Origin of the sequence: Lelliottia sp. 489 (assembly GCF_050435885.1) — a bacterium.
Classification (GTDB): Bacteria; Pseudomonadota; Gammaproteobacteria; order Enterobacterales; family Enterobacteriaceae; genus Enterobacter; species Enterobacter nimipressuralis.
The window spans coordinates 1,438,383-1,457,569 of record NZ_JBNDLC010000001.1; the positions used below are offsets into that span (position 1 = coordinate 1,438,383).

General features: G+C 54.9%; 22 protein-coding genes. 7 read left to right on the forward strand and 15 right to left on the reverse strand.

From position 1 onward, the window contains the following. Nucleotides 1-89 precede the first annotated feature (89 nt). Entirely contained in the window at nucleotides 90-545 is a 456-nt protein-coding gene (gene yfbV, locus ABIE11_RS07005) for a terminus macrodomain insulation protein YfbV (RefSeq protein WP_100779445.1), read from the reverse strand. Nucleotides 546-882: 337 nt separating this feature from the next. On the opposite strand from yfbV, the gene ackA reads away from it, so the two are divergent. Together ackA and pta are read left to right on the forward strand one after the other, a co-directional pair. Beyond that, nucleotides 883-2,085 carry an acetate kinase gene (ackA, locus tag ABIE11_RS07010; protein ID WP_100779444.1) on the forward strand — a complete coding sequence of 401 codons (1,203 nt, stop codon included), beginning with the start codon at nucleotides 883-885 and terminating at the stop codon, nucleotides 2,083-2,085. A 76-nt stretch (nucleotides 2,086-2,161) separates the two neighbouring features. Further along, nucleotides 2,162-4,306, forward strand: a complete 2,145-nt coding sequence (gene pta, locus ABIE11_RS07015) for a phosphate acetyltransferase (protein WP_100779443.1) — start codon at nucleotides 2,162-2,164, stop codon at nucleotides 4,304-4,306. Between the two features lie 79 nt (nucleotides 4,307-4,385). Here pta and ABIE11_RS07020 read toward each other — a convergent pair whose 3' ends face one another. The 5 genes from ABIE11_RS07020 to ABIE11_RS07040 all read right to left on the reverse strand — a co-directional run bounded on the left by ABIE11_RS07020 (nucleotide 4,386) and on the right by ABIE11_RS07040 (nucleotide 8,379). Continuing rightward, on the reverse strand, nucleotides 4,386-5,339 hold the full coding sequence (locus ABIE11_RS07020; RefSeq protein ID WP_429184193.1) for a transketolase family protein: 954 nt from the start codon (nucleotides 5,337-5,339) through the stop codon (nucleotides 4,386-4,388). Beyond that, nucleotides 5,332-6,162, reverse strand: coding sequence for a transketolase (locus ABIE11_RS07025; protein WP_123427189.1), 831 nt, complete (start codon nucleotides 6,160-6,162; stop codon nucleotides 5,332-5,334). The genes ABIE11_RS07020 and ABIE11_RS07025 overlap by 8 nt, the downstream gene beginning before the upstream one ends. Further along, nucleotides 6,159-7,550, reverse strand: coding sequence for a PTS ascorbate transporter subunit IIC (locus ABIE11_RS07030; RefSeq protein ID WP_107703186.1), 1,392 nt, complete (start codon nucleotides 7,548-7,550; stop codon nucleotides 6,159-6,161). Before ABIE11_RS07030 ends, ABIE11_RS07025 begins: the two co-directional genes overlap by 4 nt. 27 nt (nucleotides 7,551-7,577) lie before the next feature. Beyond that, entirely contained in the window at nucleotides 7,578-7,856 is a 279-nt protein-coding gene (locus ABIE11_RS07035; RefSeq protein ID WP_100779439.1) for a PTS sugar transporter subunit IIB, read from the reverse strand. A gap of 79 nt (nucleotides 7,857-7,935) precedes the next feature. After that, nucleotides 7,936-8,379 carry a PTS sugar transporter subunit IIA gene (locus tag ABIE11_RS07040; RefSeq protein WP_107703185.1) on the reverse strand — a complete coding sequence of 148 codons (444 nt, stop codon included), beginning with the start codon at nucleotides 8,377-8,379 and terminating at the stop codon, nucleotides 7,936-7,938. Nucleotides 8,380-8,616: 237 nt separating this feature from the next. On the opposite strand from ABIE11_RS07040, the gene ABIE11_RS07045 reads away from it, so the two are divergent. Next, nucleotides 8,617-9,636: a LacI family DNA-binding transcriptional regulator gene (locus tag ABIE11_RS07045; protein ID WP_100779437.1), complete on the forward strand. Its 1,020-nt coding sequence runs from the start codon at nucleotides 8,617-8,619 to the stop codon at nucleotides 9,634-9,636. Nucleotides 9,637-9,639: 3 nt separating this feature from the next. Here the strand turns inward: ABIE11_RS07045 and yfcD are convergent, their stop codons facing one another. From yfcD to yfcF, 3 genes are read right to left on the reverse strand one after another with little or no spacing between them, the layout of a single operon-like run. Next, entirely contained in the window at nucleotides 9,640-10,194 is a 555-nt protein-coding gene (gene yfcD, locus ABIE11_RS07050; protein ID WP_100779436.1) for an NUDIX hydrolase YfcD, read from the reverse strand. Between the two features lie 55 nt (nucleotides 10,195-10,249). Further along, entirely contained in the window at nucleotides 10,250-10,801 is a 552-nt protein-coding gene (gene yfcE / locus ABIE11_RS07055; RefSeq protein ID WP_429184194.1) for a phosphodiesterase, read from the reverse strand. Nucleotides 10,802-10,856: 55 nt separating this feature from the next. Beyond that, nucleotides 10,857-11,501, reverse strand: a complete 645-nt coding sequence (gene yfcF / locus ABIE11_RS07060; RefSeq protein ID WP_181826618.1) for a glutathione transferase — start codon at nucleotides 11,499-11,501, stop codon at nucleotides 10,857-10,859. A 138-nt stretch (nucleotides 11,502-11,639) separates the two neighbouring features. Between yfcF and yfcG the strand changes: the two genes are divergently transcribed. From yfcG to ABIE11_RS07080, 4 genes are all read left to right on the forward strand, one after another. Next, nucleotides 11,640-12,269, forward strand: a complete 630-nt coding sequence (gene yfcG / locus ABIE11_RS07065; protein WP_100779434.1) for a GSH-dependent disulfide bond oxidoreductase — start codon at nucleotides 11,640-11,642, stop codon at nucleotides 12,267-12,269. A gap of 72 nt (nucleotides 12,270-12,341) precedes the next feature. Then, nucleotides 12,342-12,704 (forward strand): dihydroneopterin triphosphate 2'-epimerase, encoded by a 363-nt coding sequence (gene folX / locus ABIE11_RS07070; protein WP_100779433.1) that lies wholly within the window; start codon nucleotides 12,342-12,344, stop codon nucleotides 12,702-12,704. Between the two features lie 18 nt (nucleotides 12,705-12,722). After that, nucleotides 12,723-13,616, forward strand: a complete 894-nt coding sequence (locus ABIE11_RS07075; RefSeq protein WP_429184195.1) for a TIGR01777 family oxidoreductase — start codon at nucleotides 12,723-12,725, stop codon at nucleotides 13,614-13,616. A gap of 57 nt (nucleotides 13,617-13,673) precedes the next feature. After that, nucleotides 13,674-14,183 (forward strand): GNAT family N-acetyltransferase, encoded by a 510-nt coding sequence (locus tag ABIE11_RS07080; protein WP_429184196.1) that lies wholly within the window; start codon nucleotides 13,674-13,676, stop codon nucleotides 14,181-14,183. Between the two features lie 81 nt (nucleotides 14,184-14,264). Here ABIE11_RS07080 and hisP read toward each other — a convergent pair whose 3' ends face one another. The 6 genes from hisP to ABIE11_RS07110 form a co-directional block, all read right to left on the reverse strand. After that, complete coding sequence (gene hisP, locus ABIE11_RS07085; RefSeq protein WP_102104912.1) at nucleotides 14,265-15,038, reverse strand: histidine ABC transporter ATP-binding protein HisP; 774 nt, start codon at nucleotides 15,036-15,038, stop codon at nucleotides 14,265-14,267. A 7-nt stretch (nucleotides 15,039-15,045) separates the two neighbouring features. After that, nucleotides 15,046-15,762: an ABC transporter permease gene (locus tag ABIE11_RS07090; protein WP_100779429.1), complete on the reverse strand. Its 717-nt coding sequence runs from the start codon at nucleotides 15,760-15,762 to the stop codon at nucleotides 15,046-15,048. Beyond that, nucleotides 15,759-16,445: a histidine ABC transporter permease HisQ gene (locus ABIE11_RS07095; protein ID WP_102104913.1), complete on the reverse strand. Its 687-nt coding sequence runs from the start codon at nucleotides 16,443-16,445 to the stop codon at nucleotides 15,759-15,761. Before ABIE11_RS07095 ends, ABIE11_RS07090 begins: the two co-directional genes overlap by 4 nt. An 85-nt stretch (nucleotides 16,446-16,530) precedes the next feature. Further along, a complete protein-coding gene (hisJ, locus tag ABIE11_RS07100; RefSeq protein WP_231276622.1) occupies nucleotides 16,531-17,313 on the reverse strand; it encodes a histidine ABC transporter substrate-binding protein HisJ in 783 nt (260 codons plus the stop codon). Between the two features lie 211 nt (nucleotides 17,314-17,524). Then, complete coding sequence (gene argT, locus ABIE11_RS07105; protein WP_095282776.1) at nucleotides 17,525-18,307, reverse strand: lysine/arginine/ornithine ABC transporter substrate-binding protein ArgT; 783 nt, start codon at nucleotides 18,305-18,307, stop codon at nucleotides 17,525-17,527. A gap of 290 nt (nucleotides 18,308-18,597) precedes the next feature. Next, nucleotides 18,598-19,167: a UbiX family flavin prenyltransferase gene (locus tag ABIE11_RS07110; protein ID WP_102104915.1), complete on the reverse strand. Its 570-nt coding sequence runs from the start codon at nucleotides 19,165-19,167 to the stop codon at nucleotides 18,598-18,600. Nucleotides 19,168-19,187: the final 20 nt, after the last annotated feature.

Sequence of the window (19,187 nt, forward strand, 5' to 3'; positions counted from 1 at the left end):
TTTCGACTCCTGTTGCGCGTTGCACTAAAAAAAAGACACGGTAACTGGTGGTTACTGTGCCTTCTTTTCGTGACCGTTTCGATGATCAATCACAAGTCATCAAGGAATGTTTTATCAAGTTGCTTGAAAGCCCGCTTGAGCGTATCCGCCAACGCCTGATAATCCGGTTTGCCTTCAACCGGTGCCAGCGCCTGGCCTGCTTCCTGAAGTTTCCCGCGCACTTCATAAAACCAGTGTAAAATAGTAGGTGGCAGCGGCGTGACAGAACGTTTACCCAACCACCACAATCCCTGCATCGGGAGACTGAGCGCAAACAGCGCGGTTGCCACTGCCGGGCCAAGCTGACCACCCAGGGCGATCTGCCAGCACAAGGTAAAGACGGCAATCGGCGGCATAAAACGGATCGCATAGCGGGTGATGCGGATAACGCGGTTATCTACAAACACTGGCGCAAGGCGCTTCTCCAGGGGCCACGTCTTTGCGTAATGCTGGCCCCGACGAAACAGACTCAAGAAGCTCACGGAGGGGTTCTCAGGTGTCGACATGGCTGTACCTCAACTTCACATATAAAAATTAAAATTTTCGTGCAAATCCACAACAAGCCATGACAACGTTCAAAATATTTTGTCATCGCTACCCAGTATCGGGTATTCTGTGCCAGCCTGATTGGGCCTTAGACGAGAATCGTTAACTCGTCAAATTATCGCATATTATGCCATTGTCTGAAAATCGTTCAAAATGGCATAAAATCATATGGATTTCTTTCATCATGCCAGAAAGTTCGTTTGGCATGATGTTAATCATAAATGTCTGGGTCATCTTGCGCTACGCTACGAGACTCACTGACGTTTTTTTAGCCACGTATCAATAATAGGTACTTCCATGTCGAGTAAGTTAGTACTGGTTCTGAACTGCGGTAGCTCCTCACTGAAATTCGCCATCATCGATGCGCTCAACGGTGAAGAGTACCTCTCTGGTTTGGCCGAATGTTTCCATCTTCCTGAAGCGCGTCTGAAATGGAAAATGGACGGCAGCAAACAAGAAGCGGCTTTAGGTGCAGGCGCCGCTCACAGTGAAGCGCTGAACTTTATCGTTAACACTATTCTGGCACAAAAACCAGAACTGTCTGCTCAGCTGACTGCGATCGGCCACCGTGTTGTTCACGGCGGCGAGAAGTACACCGGCTCTGTAGTGATCGACGATTCCGTTATTCAGGGTATCAAAGACGCAGCCTCTTTTGCACCGCTGCACAATCCTGCACACCTGATCGGCATCGCGGAAGCGCTGAAATCCTTCCCGAATCTGAAAGACAAAAACGTCGCTGTCTTCGACACCGCGTTCCATCAGACCATGCCAGAAGAGTCTTACCTCTATGCCCTGCCGTACAGCCTGTACAAAGAGCACGGCGTTCGTCGTTACGGCGCACACGGCACCAGCCACTTCTATGTTACTCAGGAAGCGGCCAAGATTCTGAACAAACCTGTTGAAGAGCTGAACATCATCACTTGCCACCTGGGCAACGGTGGTTCTGTTTCTGCTATCCGCAACGGCGAGTGTGTTGATACTTCTATGGGTCTGACCCCGCTGGAAGGTCTGGTGATGGGTACGCGTTCCGGTGACATCGACCCGGCGATCATCTTCCACCTGCACGACACCCTGGGCATGAGCGTTGATGCAATCAACAAAATGCTGACCAAAGAGTCTGGCCTGCTGGGTCTGACAGAAGTCACCAGCGACTGCCGTTACGTTGAAGACAACTACACCACCAAAGCTGACGCTAAACGTGCAATGGACGTTTACTGCCACCGTCTGGCGAAATACATCGGTTCTTACACTGCACTGATGGATGGTCGTCTGGATGCGGTTATCTTCACCGGTGGTATCGGTGAGAACGCGGCAATGGTTCGTGAACTGTCCCTGGGCAAACTGGGCGTTCTGGGCTTCGATGTTGATCACGAACGTAACCTGGCTGCCCGTTTCGGCAAGTCTGGCTTCATCAACAAAGAAGGCACCCGCCCGGCTCTGGTTATCCCAACCAACGAAGAGCTGGTCATCGCGCAAGACGCGAACCGTCTGACTGCCTGATTCCACACCGCCAGCAATGCTGGCGGTGCTGTTTTGTACCCCGCCCACTGCGGCGGTAACCAAAAGAGGATAAACCGTGTCCCGTACTATTATGCTGATCCCTACCGGAACCAGCGTCGGCCTGACCAGCGTCAGCCTTGGCGTTATCCGTGCTATGGAACGCAAAGGCGTTCGCCTGAGCGTCTTTAAGCCTATCGCCCAGCCTCGTGCCGGTGGCGATGCGCCAGACCAGACCACCGCCATCGTGCGTGCGAATTCCGGTCTGCCAGCGGCTGAACCGCTGAAAATGAGCCACGTTGAGTCTCTGCTCTCCAGCAATCAGTCCGATGTGCTGATGGAAGAGATCATCGCTAACTACCACGCGAACGCGAAGGACGCGGAAGTGGTTCTAGTTGAAGGTCTGGTTCCGACGCGCAAACATCAGTTTGCCCAGTCTCTGAACTACGAAATCGCCAAAACCCTGAACGCTGAAATCGTGTTCGTGATGTCCCAGGGTACCGATACTCCGGAACAGCTGAACGAGCGCATTGAGCTGACTCGCAGCAGCTTCGGCGGCGCGAAAAACAGCAACATCACCGGCGTTATCGTTAACAAACTGAACGCACCGGTTGATGAACAAGGCCGTACTCGCCCTGACCTGTCTGAAATTTTCGACGACTCTTCCAAAGCGAAGATCGTGAAAGTGGACCCTGCTCAGCTGAGCGCAAGCAGCCCGCTGCCAGTGCTGGGCGCGGTGCCGTGGAGCTTCGATCTGATCGCTACCCGTGCGATCGACATGGCGCGTCACCTGAATGCGACCGTGGTTAACGAAGGCGACATCAATACCCGCCGCGTGAAATCTGTGACCTTCTGTGCGCGCAGCATTCCGCACATGCTGGAACATTTCCGTGCAGGTTCCCTGCTGGTGACCTCCGCTGACCGTCCTGACGTGCTGGTTGCCGCCTGTCTGGCTGCGATGAACGGCGTTGAGATCGGTGCGATCCTGCTGACCGGCGCATACGAAATGGACCCTCGCGTAAGCAAGCTGTGCGAACGTGCGTTCGCCACCGGCCTGCCAGTGTTCATGGTGAACACCAACACCTGGCAGACCTCTCTGAGCCTGCAGAGCTTCAACCTCGAAGTCCCGGTTGATGACCACGAGCGTATCGAGAAAGTTCAGGAATACGTTGCAAGCTACATCAACGCTGACTGGGTTGAGTCTCTGACCGCGACCTCCGAGCGTAGCCGTCGTCTGTCTCCACCAGCATTCCGCTACCAGCTGACCGAGCTGGCGCGTAAAGCCGGTAAACGCGTTGTTCTGCCAGAAGGCGACGAACCGCGTACCGTTAAAGCGGCTGCTATCTGTGCAGAGCGCGGCATAGCGACCTGCGTGCTGCTGGGTAACCCAGATGAAATCACCCGCGTTGCAGCGTCTCAAGGCGTTGAGCTGGGTTCAGGTATCGAAATCGTCGATCCAGAAGTGGTTCGCGAGAGCTATGTTGCCCGTCTGGTTGAGCTGCGTAAGAGCAAAGGCATGACCGAAGCCGTTGCGCGCGAACAGCTGGAAGACAACGTGGTACTGGGTACCCTGATGCTGGAGCAGGACGAAGTTGACGGTCTGGTTTCCGGTGCAGTTCACACCACCGCGAACACCATTCGTCCACCGCTGCAGCTTATCAAAACTGCACCAGGTAGCTCGCTGGTCTCTTCTGTGTTCTTCATGCTGCTGCCTGAACAGGTTTATGTTTACGGTGACTGTGCGATCAACCCAGACCCAACTGCAGAACAGCTGGCTGAGATTGCTATCCAGTCTGCGGACTCCGCAATTGCCTTCGGTATCGAACCGCGCGTTGCGATGCTCTCCTACTCCACCGGTACCTCTGGTGCAGGTAGCGACGTAGAGAAAGTGCGTGAAGCGACGCGTCTGGCGCAGGAAAAACGTCCTGACCTGATGATCGATGGCCCGCTGCAGTACGACGCCGCCGTGATGGCTGACGTTGCGAAATCCAAAGCACCGAACTCTCCGGTTGCAGGTCGCGCGACCGTGTTCATCTTCCCTGATCTGAACACCGGTAACACCACCTACAAAGCGGTACAGCGTTCTGCCGACCTGATCTCCATCGGGCCGATGCTGCAGGGTATGCGCAAGCCGGTGAACGACCTGTCCCGTGGCGCACTGGTTGACGATATCGTCTACACCATCGCTCTGACCGCGATTCAGTCTTCACAGCAACAGCAGTAATCTTCTGAAAGTTCTGTAAGCCCGGTAAGCGTTTGCACCACCGGGCAACAAAAAGGCGACCCTCTGGTCGCCTTTTTAATTACAGCAGCTCTCGCGCCGCCGAGACAATATCGTGTGCCGTCAGGCCATACTCTTTCTGCAGGAAGTCCTGCGTGCCCACCTGACCATACCGCTCTTTCACGCCGACACGACGCATCGGGACCGGACAGGTTTCCACCAGCACTTCTGCCACCGCAGACCCCAGCCCGTTGTGAATACTGTGGTTTTCACAGGTCACAATCCGCCCGGTTTTCTCGGCGTAGTTTTTCACCAGCATCCGGTCGATAGGTTTCAGGGTAAACATGTCGATTACCGCCGCGCTGACCCCCTCCTGCTCGAGCTGACGGGCCGCTTCCAGCGCTTCCGCCACCATGATGCCGTTTGCAATCAGGGTGATATCGCTCCCCTCACGCAAGACGTTACCTTTGCCAATGGTAAAGGTTGAACCCGGCGCATAGACGCTTTGCGCCTGCTTACGAATCGTACGCACCCAGTAGAAACCCTCGAGATCGATAAGCTGGCGCAGCACATCTTCGAACATCACCGCATCGGTCACTTCCAGCACCACCGAATGCGCCAGGCCGCGCACGATCCCCATATCCTCAAACGACATATGGGTGCCGCCGTTGTGACAAGCCGTGACACCCGCATCCGAGGCAATGACTTTGACGTTGTTACGCTGATAATCCAGCGACATAAACAACTGGTCAAAGCAGCGACGGCTGGCGAAAGCCGTAAACGTATGCACAAAGGGTTTGCGCCCGGTGAGCGACAAGCCGGCGGCTGTGCCGATGACGTTGGCTTCCATAATGCCGCAGTTAATTACATGCTGCGGGTAATCCCGCGCCACGCCATCCATTGCCATTGAGCTCATCAGATCCGCTTCGAGAGCGATAATCTCACTTCCGGCTTCAATCTGGTTTGCCACGAAACCGGCGTAGACTTTACGCATCTCGATGGCATCTTTTTGTCCTGCGGGTGCAACCTTAATCATGTGCTGCCTCCAGTTGGCGAATCGTCTCATTCAGCGCGGCTTTGACGTCATCCGTCAGTCGCAGGTGGTGGGAGTTGCTTAGCTGCTCCAGATACGGCACGCCCTGCCCTTTGATACTGTCGAGGATCACCACCAGCGGGCGGGCACCGGCGGCAGGCGGCAGTGAAACCGCCTCCAGCAGTCCGGCCACGTCGTCCCCCTTGACCGTCACCACGTCAAAGCCAAAGGCGCGGAACTTCCCTTCGAGATCGAACGCACAGATGATCTCATCCAGCTCGCCGTCGAGCTGCTGTTTGTTCCAGTCAACAAAAATGGTCAGATTGGTCAGCCGGTGGTGGGCGATAAACTGGAAGGCTTCCCAGCACTGCCCCTCGTTTAGCTCGCCGTCACCGACGATACTGAACACCCGGTTTGGACGCCCCGCCAGCTTATGCGACAGGGCCATCCCGCCGGCGATTGAAATTCCCTGCCCCAGCGAACCGGTAGTGGCATCCACGCCGCGCGTTTTCAGGCGATCCGGGTGGCTCGGCAAACGCGTGCCGTTCTGGTTCAGCGTGCTCAGTTCTTCCACTGGGAAATAGCCTTTGATCGCCAGCGTGCTGTAAAGCGCCGGGCCAGCGTGCCCCTTGGAGAGCACGAAGTAATCGCGCTCTGGCCAGTCGGGATCGGCCGGGTCGATTTTCATCACCGCGCCGTACAGCACCGCCAGCGTTTCCACCACCGACATACTGCCGCCGTAATGACCGAACCCCAGCTGCGTTAAGGATTTGAGCGTTTCCAAGCGGATCTCACGCGCCAGTCGGGTGACTTCTTTCACATTCATGATTTAGCTCCGGTGTTTTCCTGCGCGTTACCGCCCGCAGAGTTGTTTTTAGCGAACACGTTGTAGGCCACCAGCGCGGCGAACAGCGCAACGACGAGACCGGTAATGGCGAACGGAGACAGGTAGCGCGCCAGATTGCCCAGCACGATGCCCACTGCGCCAAAATCGGCGTCTGAGAAAGTGGTGTTAGCGAAACCAATCGCCCCCAGCACCGGCAGCAACATCACCGGCAGGAAGGTAATCAGCAGGCCGTTGGCAAAGGCCCCAATCATCGCACCGCGACGCCCGCCTGTAGCGTTCCCGAACACCCCGGCAGTGGCACCGGTGAAGAAGTGTGGAACCACACCCGGCAGGATCAGCACCCAGCTAAACTGCCCACACAGGAACAGACCAACCAGACCCCCGAGGAAGCTGAACAGGAAGCCAATCAGCACGGCGTTAGGCGCATAGGGATAGACCACCGGGCAGTCGAGGGCCGGACGCGCGTTCGGGACCAGTTTTTCGGAAAAGCCGGTAAAGGCCGGGACAATCTCCGCCAGAATCAGACGCACACCCTGCAGGATGATGAACACCCCTGCCGCGAAGGTGATCGCCATGATAATTGCGTAAACCAGGTAGTTTTGACCGCCGCTGAAGGTCGCTTCGACATACTCACGCCCGGCGCTGACGGCCATAATCAGGTAGATGATCATCATGGTCAGCGAGATAGAGATTGAGCTGTCGCGCAGGAAGCTGAGGTTCTTTGGCAGATTCATCTCTTCCGTTGAGCGCGAGCCTTTCCCGCATTTGCTGCCGATCCAGCCGGAAAGCACGTAGCCCAGCGTACCGAAGTGGCCAAATGCGATATCGTCATTACCGGTGATGCGCTTCATGTAGCGTTGCGCCAGCGCCGGGAAGAACGCCATGACCAGACCGAGAATCAGCGAGCCGGTAAAGACCAGGCCGATCCCCTCAAATCCGGCGACGGTCAGGATCACGCCGATCATGCAGGCCATGTAAAACGTGTGGTGCCCGGTCAGGAAGATGTACTTCAGTCGGGTAAAGCGAGCGACAATAATATTCGCTACCATCCCGAAGGCCATAATCAGCGCCGTAGATGCACCATATTTCTCCAGCGCAATAGACACGATGGCTTCGTTATTCGGAATAATGCCCTGAATATTAAAGGCGTGTTCAAACATTCCCCCTAAGGGATTTAATGAGCCGACCAGCACCGTAGCACCGCCGCCCAGAACAATAAAACCGAGAATGGTTTTAATGGTGCCTTTCACCACATCCGAAAACGGTTTTTTCTGGGCTACCAGTCCAATTAAGGCAATTAAGCCCACCAGCACTGAGGGTACTTTTAAAATATCAACAACGAAATTCAACGTTTCGAGTATAAACATATCCACCTCACCGTTTACAGGGTGTTATCAGGATGATTGTTTTGCGAACCAGGCGCTGAGTTGCGCTTCCAGTTCATTGATATCAATAATGTTGTTGATGACCACCAGCTGGCTTTCCGGCACGCTCGCGCTGGCAGCGATATCTTTCGCCATCACGAACACATCGGCAGCACCGGGGGTTGCCGAAGAGAGATCGGAGTGCTCAACCTCAGCCTGGATATTTAATTTTTTTAGCACTTTTTTGATATTCATTTCGACCATGAAACTACTGCCCAGGCCGGAGCCGCAAATCGCCATAATTTTCATTGTTATGCCTTTTTTGAGTAGAGTGCGTCCGCATCACGCCTCAGCGTAATGAGTTAATTAATCGGAATGGGTAATAACGTCAGAAGCGTTCGATAATGGCTTTTATTTCCTCCCGCGTATTTACGTTATGCAGTTCGGCCAAATCATCGTCACTGGAAAATAACTCGGCCAGCGCGGAGATCATTTCGATATGGCTGTGTTTATCGGGTGCAGCCAGCATGATAATAATATCTACCGGATCGAACTCTCCGGCACCGAATGCAACTCCCTGCTTAAGTTTTAATAATGAGAGGCCAAGCCCTTTCGCCCCTTCTTCTGGCCGCGCATGCGGCATGGCCAGCCCTGGTGCCAGCACGTAATACGGTCCTAACTTATGATGCTGTTCGACAATTGCCGTCACATACTCCGGGGAGATCACGTTCATCTCCAGCAGCGGTCTGGCGCAAAGCTCCAGCGCCTGCGGCCAGTTTTCAACGCTCTCTTCCAGGGTGATGGTTGCATCATGTATCCATTTTTTGAGCATGTTTTCCTCCCGGCCTGATATCAACAATGAGCAAACTTTATGCAAGGCTATCACGGATAGCTGCGATCAAGATCACAAAGATAGCGCTACCAATTTCTAACGTTCAAAATTGTGATAGCGCTATCAAATTACAAACCGCACCTTAAATCACAGTAAAAAAAGGGAGTTAAGGCGTATACTGATTTTTACGTGAAGTGAAGGAAGATAACAAAACGCGACTGGTCACCAGGAATTTGTATGTCTCTAACCCGAAAACGACGTAGTACCGGCAAAGTGACAATCTCTGATGTCGCTCAGCTTGCCGGAGTGGGTACTATGACGGTGTCCCGCGCATTGCGCACGCCAGAGCAGGTTTCCGATAAGCTACGAGAAAAAATTGATGCGGCGGTGCAGGAGCTGGGTTATATGCCCAATCTTGCGGCCAGCGCGCTGGCGTCAGCATCATCCAGGACCATCGCCATGGTCGTCCCCAATCTTGCAGAAGACGGATGTTCCGATATGTTCGCCGGGCTGCAGCAAATCCTGCAACCGGCCGGATACCAGATTATGCTGGCCGAATCTCAGCACCGTCCTGAGCAGGAAGAGAAATTGCTCGAAACGCTGCTCGCCTCTAACATTGCGGCCGCCATTTTGCTCAGCGCGGAACACACGGATACCGTCCGCCACTGGCTGAAAAACGCCTCTATACCGGTGATGGAAATGGGGGCGATGCGCGCCGATCCGCTGGATATGAATATTGGAATCGATAACGTCGCGGCGATGTACGAACTCACCGAACTGGTGATTCAGCGCGGCTATCAGAACATCGGGCTGCTGTGCGCGAATCAGGAGCAGTGGATTTTCCAGCAGCACCTGCAGGGCTGGTATAAGGCGATGTTGCGCCACCATATGTCGCCGAATCGGGTGATCAATGCCGCACTGCCGCCAAATTTCTCCACGGGTGCGTCGCAGCTGCCGGAGTTTTTACTCGCCTGGCCAGAACTGGATGCGCTGGTCTGCGTCTCCGACGAACTGGCATGTGGCGTGCTGTATGAGTGTCAGCGCCGGCGCATCAAAGTACCGGATGACCTGGCGGTGGTGGGTTTTGGCGATAGCGACGTCAGCCGTGTCTGTCAGCCGCCGCTGACGACGATGGCGGTGCCACATCGTAAGATTGGTGTTGAAGCGGGACGCGCGCTGCTGGAGCGCTTGAATGACAGCGACTGGCGCGATCAGAAACCGATCGCCTCCAGTCTGTGTTTGCGGGAGAGTTGCTGAGGTTTACTCAGCCTGCTCCTGCTTTTCAGGTTTTGCAGACTCATTTTTGGCGTTGCGGCTCATCCACAGCGCCAGAGCTTTCAGTGAATCCGGAGTGAACTCATCACAACGTGCGGTGATCTCTTCTGGCGTCATCCAGCTTACTTCGCTCACCTCTTCTTCCTGAAGGGCGAACGGACCGTGGGACACGCAGCTAAACAACCCGCCCCACACGCGACAATGCGGGTCTTCAAAGTAGAACAGACCATGCTCGGCAAAAGGCACACCGGCAATGCCCAGCTCCTCTTCTGCCTCACGACGCGCAGAGTCCAGCAGAATTTCATCGGCCTGGACCACGCCACCTGCCGTAGCATCGAGCATGCCCGGGAGAAAATCTTTCGTGTCAGTACGTCGCTGTACCAGGATCTTGCCCATTCCATCGTGAACAACGATGTAAGTTGCGCGGTGACGCAGACGTTCAGCCCGCATTTGCTCGCGGCTCGCCTGTGCAATCACTTCATTGTCTTCGCTGACAATGTCAACCCACTCTGTACTTGCCAAATGACTCTGCTCCACCATCGGGAACCCTTCTCGTTAAGCGCTCTTTTGGCGCGTTTGACTTTTGAGGTGTAACTTACGGATTAATGCTGACCTGCGCAATAACTTGCTGATCATTAAGTGCGATAACGCGTAATAGATTTTCCTCCAGCATGCCGTAGCTGGGGACATTCCCCCCTTTCGGAATACTGACGGAGCCAGGATTGAAATGCACGATATCTCCGTGCCTCGACGCCACCGGAATATGAGTATGACCGTAAACCAGCACATCGCCAGTCGAGAGCGGCGGCAAATTTTCCGGGCTAAAAAGATGTCCGTGGGTCAAAAACAGGCGGTTCTGTTCCAGCAACACCTGCTGCCAGGGGGCAGTCATCGGGAAGTGAAGTAACATCTGATCGACTTCACTGTCGCAGTTGCCGCGCACCGCGATGATTTTATCCGCATACTGATTTAGTTTGTCCGCCACCTGCGCGGGAGCGTAGCCGTCCGGAAGCGCATTACGCGGCCCGTGGTTAAGCACATCGCCGAGGATAATCAGCCACTGCGCCCCGCTTTGCACAAAGCGTTCAAGCACACGCTCCGTCGCGGGCAGCGATCCGTGAATATCCGATGCAAACAAGAGTTTCATCAGTGACTCCTTTCAAATGATCACTGCCCTATCATACCTGAACCCACGGGGTTTATCAGCCTGCACGCTTTGCCGACAGCGCGACAAAACGCTGCACGGAGGCGCGCTGCCACTGGAAGGAGGCATAGTCGGCCAGCGCCTGCGGAACGGCGTCGCCATTCAGTACCAGACGGTTAAGCATCAGTGCCAGATCCGCATCGGCAATACACCATTCGCCAAACAGGTTCGGGTTGCCGTGTTCCAGCAGCTTCGCGGCCGTTTCAAAGAGCTTACTGGCGCTCGCCTCACCCGCTTCGTTGAGCGCAGGCATTTTCGCGCCGCCAAAGATCACGTCCGTCGCACGCTGCTCACGAATCGGCACCAGATCGCTCCTGAGCCACGCCTGGATCTGTCGCGCCCGCGCGCGTTTTTGCAGATCGTGGGGATAGATGCGCTCCCACTCCGGCGGCGCAAAGCGGTCTTCGAGATACTCATCAATGGCTGAGGACTCACTCAGCTCAAACCCGTCGATTTCCAGCACCGGCACACGACGCGTCAGCGCATAACCCTGCCACTGCGGTTTAAGGTGATCGCCGCGATCCAGATCAACGGTTTTGAGGTTGAACGTCAGCCCCTTCTCCGCCAGCGCGACATACACACTCATGACATACGGCGAAAAAAAGTTGGCATCGGACCACAGGGTAATCGCAGGTTGGCTCATAACATCCTCATCGTCTGAACGGTTTTCATCCAACATATAATCTCTTTGCGTTCCTGTCACTTGATGAAAACTCACGATTTATGCGCAGCGCCTATACTCGTTTTTAAGGCCTGAAATAATCTAATGACAGGAGTTGAGATGATAGACCTCTATTTTGCCCCGACCCCTAACGGTCACAAGATCACGCTCTTTCTGGAAGAAACTCAGCTGGATTATCGCATTATCAAAGTGGATATCAGCAAGGGCGATCAGTTCCGGGCTGATTTTCTGGCCATTTCGCCCAACAATAAAATTCCCGCGATTGTCGATACCTCCCCTGTGGATGGCGGCAGGCCGCTGAGCCTGTTTGAATCGGGTGAGATCCTGCTCTATCTGGCGGAAAAAACCGGCAAACTGCTGAGCGGTGAGCTGCGTGAGCGCCATCACACGCTGCAATGGCTGTTCTGGCAGGCGAGCGGTCTGGGGCCGAGCCTGGGACAAAACCACCACTTTAACCATTTTGCCCCGCAGCCCATTCCTTACGCCATTGAGCGCTATCAGGTGGAAACCCAGCGTCTTTACGGGGTGCTGAACAAGCGGCTGGAAAAATCCCCGTGGCTTGGCGGCGATCATTACAGCATCGCGGATATCGCCTGCTGGCCGTGGATCAACGCCCATCTGCGCCAGCGAATCGATCTGGCCACTTACCCTGCCGTGAACAACTGGTTCGAGCGGATCCGCACCCGCCCGGCGACGGAGCGCGCGATGCAGAAGGCTCAGCAAATTTAGGTACCCGCCGGATTGGGCGCGCCCAAAATCCTCATGTATTATGGTGCGAATAACAAACAGAGGAAGCCTGCAATGTCTCAGCATGACGCTATTATTCGTATAAAAAACTTACGCTTACGCACTTTTATCGGTATCAAAGACGAAGAGATCGAAAATCGTCAGGACATCGTGATTAATGTCGTTATTCACTACCCGGCCGACAAGGCCCGCGCCAGTGAAGATATCAACGACGCCCTGAACTATCGCACCATTACCAAGAACATCATTAAGTACGTTGAGAATAACCGTTTCTCTTTGCTCGAAAAATTAACTCAGGATGTGCTCGATATCGCACGCGAACATCACTGGGTCACTTATGCTGAAGTAGAAATCGACAAACTTCACGCGCTGCGTTACGCCGACTCGGTCTCTATGACCCTAAGCTGGCAACGCTAAGCGCCTCCAGGAGGTGGTATGAAGATTCTGGTGACCGGCGGTACCGGCCTGATTGGCCGTCATCTCATTTCGCGCTTGCAGGTGCTGAAACACGACATCACCGTGGTGACGCGCAACGCGGATAAAGCGCGTCAGGTGCTCGGCAATAACGTCGGCATCTGGAAAGGGCTGGCTGAACAGCAGAATCTGGACGGTTTCGACGCCGTCATCAACCTCGCCGGTGAGCCTATCGCCGACAAACGCTGGACCGAAGAGCAGAAACAGCGGCTGTGCGACAGCCGCTGGAACATCACTCAAAAGCTGGTCGATCTGTTCCATGCCAGCGCAACGCCTCCGTCGGTGCTGATTTCCGGCTCGGCGGCAGGCTATTACGGCGATCTCGGCGAAGTCGTCGTCACCGAAGAAGAGCCACCACATAACGAATTTACCCACAAACTCTGCGCCCGCTGGGAGCAAATCGCCTGCGGTGCGCAGAGTGACGCTACCCGCGTTTGTCTGCTCAGAACCGGCGTGGTGCTGGCACCGAAGGGCGGGATTCTGGCGAAGATGCTCCCGGTGTTTAAACTTGGTCTGGGCGGCCCGATGGGCAACGGGCGCCAGTATCTGGCGTGGATTCATATCGACGATATGGTTAACGGTATTCTGTGGCTACTGGATAACGATCTGCGCGGCCCGTTCAATATGGTTGCGCCCTACCCGGTGCGAAACGAACAGCTTGCCCATGCGCTGGGCCACGCCCTGAAACGCCCGGCGGTGCTTCGCGCCCCTGCGACGGCCATCCGCCTGCTGATGGGGGAATCGTCAGTGCTGGTGCTGGGCGGGCAGCGCGCCCTGCCAAAACGGCTGGAGGCGTCGGGATTTGCCTTCCGCTGGTACGACCTAGAAGAAGCCCTGGGAGATGTGGTGGGTTAAATCTGCTGTGTCGCTTATGGTAGAGTCGTACGTCAGACTTCCCAGAATGGCGACACTATGGCGACAATCACCACTCCCCGACTTCAGCTTTCCCCCTTTAAACCCTCCGACTGGGCGTTCTTCCGCTCCCTGCGCGAAGATCGCGCGATCATGCGTTATATGGCGGCCATCGCCCCTGAAAAAGAGACCCGACGCCTGTTCGCCATTCGCCTGGCTGCGCCCCACACCTTTGTGATTCGCGCCCACGGCAACGATACACCGCTCGGCGATATTGGCCTGCAAATCAGCGCGAAGTTCCGTGAAGAAGCAGATATCGGCTATACGGTGATCCCTCAGGCCCAGGGCAAAGGCTATGCCAGCGAAGCGCTGCAAGCGGTGTGCGACTATGCGTTCAGCCAGGCGGGCGTAAAAGCGATTAATGCGTATGTGCTGGCGGATAACGCCGGTTCGGTGCGGGTGCTGGAGAAGCAGGGATTTGTGCGTACTCAGGTGCTGGAAAAGGCCTATGAGATTAACGGCGTGCGCTATGACGACTGGGTGTATCGGCTGGAGTGTGGTGCGGTCTGAGCTGCCGGGCGGCACGGTCTTTGCCCGGCGCTGATACGCGTTTTGCAGGCCCGGTAAACTCAACGCCACCGGGCAACGACATTACTTGAGCGAGCCTTTCAGGAACTGCTGCAAACGCGGGCTTTTCGGGTTCGCCAGCACCTCATCAGGATGCCCTTGCTCTTCGATGACGCCCTGATGCAGGAAGATAACGTGGTTCGAGACGTTACGGGCAAAGCCCATCTCGTGCGTCACCACCACCATCGTTTTCCCCTCTTCGGCCAGCTTCTGCATAATGCGCAGCACTTCGCCCACCAGCTCAGGATCGAGCGCCGAGGTCGGCTCATCAAACAGCAGAACTTCCGGCTCCATCGCCAGCGCACGGGCGATGGAGACACGCTGCTGCTGACCGCCGGATAAATGCACCGGATACTTAATCTGCTGACGTTCGTCGATACCCACTTTCGCCAGGTATTTCACCGCACGTTCACGCGCTTCCTGTTTGCTTAAGCCCAGAACCTGAATCGGCGCTTCCATAACGTTTTCCAGCACCGTCATATGGCTCCAGAGGTTAAAGTGCTGGAACACCATCGTCAAACGCGTGCGCAGCAGACGCAGCTGATTCTTGTCCGCCACTTTCAGCTGCCCGTCTTTGTCGCGCACCAGGTTGATATTTTGCCCGCTGACGATAATCGACCCTTCGCTCGGCTTTTCGAGGAAGTTAATGCAGCGCAGGAAGGTACTTTTTCCCGAACCGGATGAGCCAATAATACTGATCACATCGCCCGCATTCGCCTGCAGCGATACCCCTTTCAGCACTTCATGTTCGCCGTAGCGTTTGTGCAGATCGATAACGTTTAATTTATTTTCAGACATCGTTTTCTCAGTGCGTCGAAGTAGGTTTCATGTGCTGCAACCAGCGTTTTTCTGCCTTGCGGAACAGGCTAATCAGGACGTACGAAATAATCAAATACAGCACCGCGGCGATGCCGAAGGCGGTAAAGGGCTGGTAAGTCGCCGAGTTAATATCACGCGCGATTTTCAGCAAATCCGGCACTGTCGCGGTAAACGCCAGCGCGGTGGAGTGAAGCATCAGGATCACTTCGTTGCTGTACGCCGGCAGTGCGATACGCAGTGCGGAAGGCATAATAATGCAGCGATAGAGCTTCACCGATGAGAAACCATAGGCGCGCGCCGCTTCAATCTCACCGTAAGGCACAGAACGAATGGCACCGGCGAAGATTTCTGTGGTGTACGCGCAGGTATTTAGCGTCAGCGCCAGCACGGTACAGTTCAGGCCGCTGCGAAAGAACGCGTTCAGCATTTCTGTGCCTTTGACTATTTCCAGCGTGTACATGCCGGAGTAAAAGACCAGCAGCTGGACGTACAGCGGCGTGCCGCGAAAAATATAGGTAAACAGCCAAATCGGGAAGCGAATGTATTTGTTTTCCGATACGCGGCCAATGGATAAAAACACTGCCAGAATCCCGCCCATCACCACAGACGAAATCAGCAGCCACAGGGTAATCGCCACGCCGGTAAAGCGGTAGCCATCGGTCCACAGCAGCGATTTCCAGTATTCCTGAATAATCTCAATCACAGGTCAGCCCTCTTCACACCCACGGAGTAGCGACGTTCGAGAAGAAGCAGCACACCATTGGAGACGGTAGTAAACACCAGATAAATCACGCCGCACACGACGGCAAAATAGAAGGGTTCCCAGGTGCTCTTACCCGCAAGCTGCGTGGCTTTCACCACATCTTCCAGACCGAGGAGGGAAACCAGCGCCGTCGCTTTGAGGATCACCTGCCAGTTGTTACCGATGCCCGGTAAAGCAAAGCGCATCATGGCCGGAAACATAATCCGACGGAAAATTTGTGAGGAGGTAAAACCGAAGGCGGTGGCCGCCTCGATATGGCCTTTTGGTACGGCCATGTATGCGCCGCGGAAGGTTTCCGTGAAATAGGCGCCGTAAATAAAGCCAAGGGTGATAATACCGGCCACCATCGGGTCGATATCAATCTGCGACATTCCCACGGCATCCGTCACGCCGTTGAGCGCAATCTGCAGACCATAGAAAATGAGCAGCATCAGGACCAGATCGGGCACACCGCGAATCAGCGTGGTGTAGCCTTCAAATATTAACGCCAGTACCCGATTACTTGAGAGTTTCGCTCCCGCACCCGCCAGGCCTATCAGCACCGCCAGCACCACTGAACTGATGGCCAGTTCGAGGGTGACAAGCGCGCCTTGTAAAATAACGCCAGAAAATCCGTACAGCATAAGGCCTGCCCTGTCGTGAGTGGTCACACCGTGTCTTTTCCCCTCCCGGAACGCGGGAGGGGCCGCACGTTATTTAACGGGGCGATTAGCCGCCGTAGACATCAAAGTCGAAGTATTTCTTCGCCAGTTTTTCGTAAGTGCCGTCTGCGCGCATTTCGGCAAAGGCTTTGTTCAGTGCTTCGCGCAGTTCGTTGTCCTCTTTACGCAGGCCCATGCCGGTGCCGACGCCAAAGAGTTTCTCGTCCTTAATGGACGGACCGCCGAACTTGTAATCTTTCCCTACAGGCTGCTTCAGGAAACCTTCGCTGGCGGCCACTTCGTCCTGGAACGCCGCGTCGATACGGCCAGCAGTCAGGTCAGCGTAGATATTTTCCTGGCCCTGGTAGGAGACGATCTCAATGCCTTTCGGCGCCCAGTGCTCATTGCCGTAGGTTTCCTGGGTGGTGCCCTGAAGCACGCCCACGCGTTTGCCTTTCAGTGACTCAAGCGTTGGCTGAATGTCAGAAGACTTCGCGACCACCAGACGGGAATCCGCCGCATAGAGTTTGTCGGTGAAGGCAATCTCCTGCTGACGTTTTTCGGTGATGGAGAGTGAGGACATAATCACGTCGATTTTCTTCGCTTTCAGCGACGGGATCAGCGCATCCAGTGGGTTCTCAACGTAGGTGCATTGGGTTTTGATGCGTTTGCACAGCTCATTGGCGATATCGATGTCAAAACCGATCAGTTCACCTTTCGAATTCTTCGATTCGAACGGGGCATAAGTCGGATCGGTACCGATACGGATTTTTTGCGGAATGGCGGCAAAAGCTGCGGTAGCGCTGGAAAACGCCAGCACCAGAGAAAGCGACAACACCAGTTTTTTCATGTTTATCCTCAACAGACTGTCTTCTTACGGGATTTTACAACGGGGGAGTGCCATTAATGTGCCATTAATCCCCCTGGCAAGGCAAAGTATAAAGCCCGCCAGATGGAAATTTTTGCATCATAAATGCTTAACTATGCACTCAGCGACCCAAAATGGTGCGTCTTTTGCACCATTTTGGATCATGCAAAGCGCAGTGCCCCGTCAGTGACGATTAATCCCCGTAGACGTTGAAGTCGAAGTATTTCTTCGCCAGCTTGTCGTAGGTGCCGTCTTTGCGCAGTTCGGCAAAGGCTTTGTCGAATGCCGCTTTCAGCTCTTTGTCGTCTTTACGTAAGCCAATCCCGGTGCCATCGCCGAAGTATTTTTTGTCTTTCACCGACGGGCCGGCAAAGGCGAACTCTTTACCTGCGGGTTGTTTCAGGAAGCCTTCGCTGGCGGCCACTTCGTCCTGGAATGCGGCATCCAGACGCCCTGCTGCGAGGTCAGAGTAGATCAGATCCTGGTTCTGATAGGCAACCACATCGACGCCTTTTTCGCGCCAGTCAGCATTAGCAAACCCTTCCTGAGTGGAGCCTTGCAGCACACCCACGTGTTTGCCTTTCAGCGACTCGATGGTCGGCTGAATCGGGGAGCCTTTCGCCGCGATCAGACGGGAATCTGCCGCGTAGAGCTTGTCAGAGAAGGCGATTTCCTGCTGACGTTTTTCGGTAATGGAGAGCGAGGAGATAATGGCATCGATTTTCTTGGCTTTCAGCGACGGGATTAACGCATCAAAATCGCTGCCCACCCATGTGCATTTCACCTGCATGCGCTTGCACATTTCATTACCCAAATCGATATCAAAGCCGACAAAGTCGCCTTTCGCATCCTTGGACGAGAATGGCGCGTAAGTGGCGTCTGTACCGATGCGCACTGTCTGAGGAAGTGCTGCATAGCTGCTCGCTGCCGCACTTAATCCCACCAGCAGAGACAGAGCCAGAACCGTCTTCTTCATACATTTACCCTCAAGTGTCGTGATTTTATTATGGTTTGTGTTGTGTGTTGGATAGCAGGCGTTCTCTTGCAGGTCTTATGCCATATTGCCGACTGGTCAAAAAATCGACGTTAAATATGTTAATAAAACGTTGCGATATTGCCTTAATAGTGAAGATAGCAGGTCTGCCAAACGAACCGGAGGGGGAAAAAGGGAAAAAAGGAATTAAATGTCGAGGATATGATCGCGGTTGCATAATTGCCCCGAGAAGGGGCAACCAGGCTTATCATGCACCCAAACAGGGCAACGGGTTATGCGCCCTGCCAGCGCGCGAACAGATCTTCCGGCAGGTCGATATCAAACTGATCCAGTACGCGGTTTACGGTCTGGTTAATGACGTCGTCGAGGGTTTGCGGGCGATGATAGAACGCCGGAACCGGCGGCATAATGACAGCGCCCAGCTCCGCCGCCTGCGTCATCAGACGCAAATGGCCGAGATGCAGCGGCGTTTCGCGCACGCACAGCACCAGCGTGCGGCGCTCTTTCAGCACCACGTCGGCCGCACGGGTCACGAGAGTGTCTGTATAGCTGTTGACGATGCCTGAGAGGGTTTTAATGGAACAGGGCAGGATAACCATGCCGGCAGTTTTAAACGAGCCAGAGGAGATGCTGGCGGCGATATCGCGGGCATCGTGCACCACGTCGGCCAGAGCCTGAACATCGCGCAGAGAAAAATCGGTTTCGAGGGAAAGGGTCTGACGCGCCGCCTGGCTCATCACCAGATGAGTCTGGACATCCGCCACGTCGCGCAGCACCTGGAGCAGACGTACGCCGTAAATGGCACCACTGGCACCGGAGATCCCTACAATGAGTTGTTTCATGATTTCGCCCTTTCTTGCTT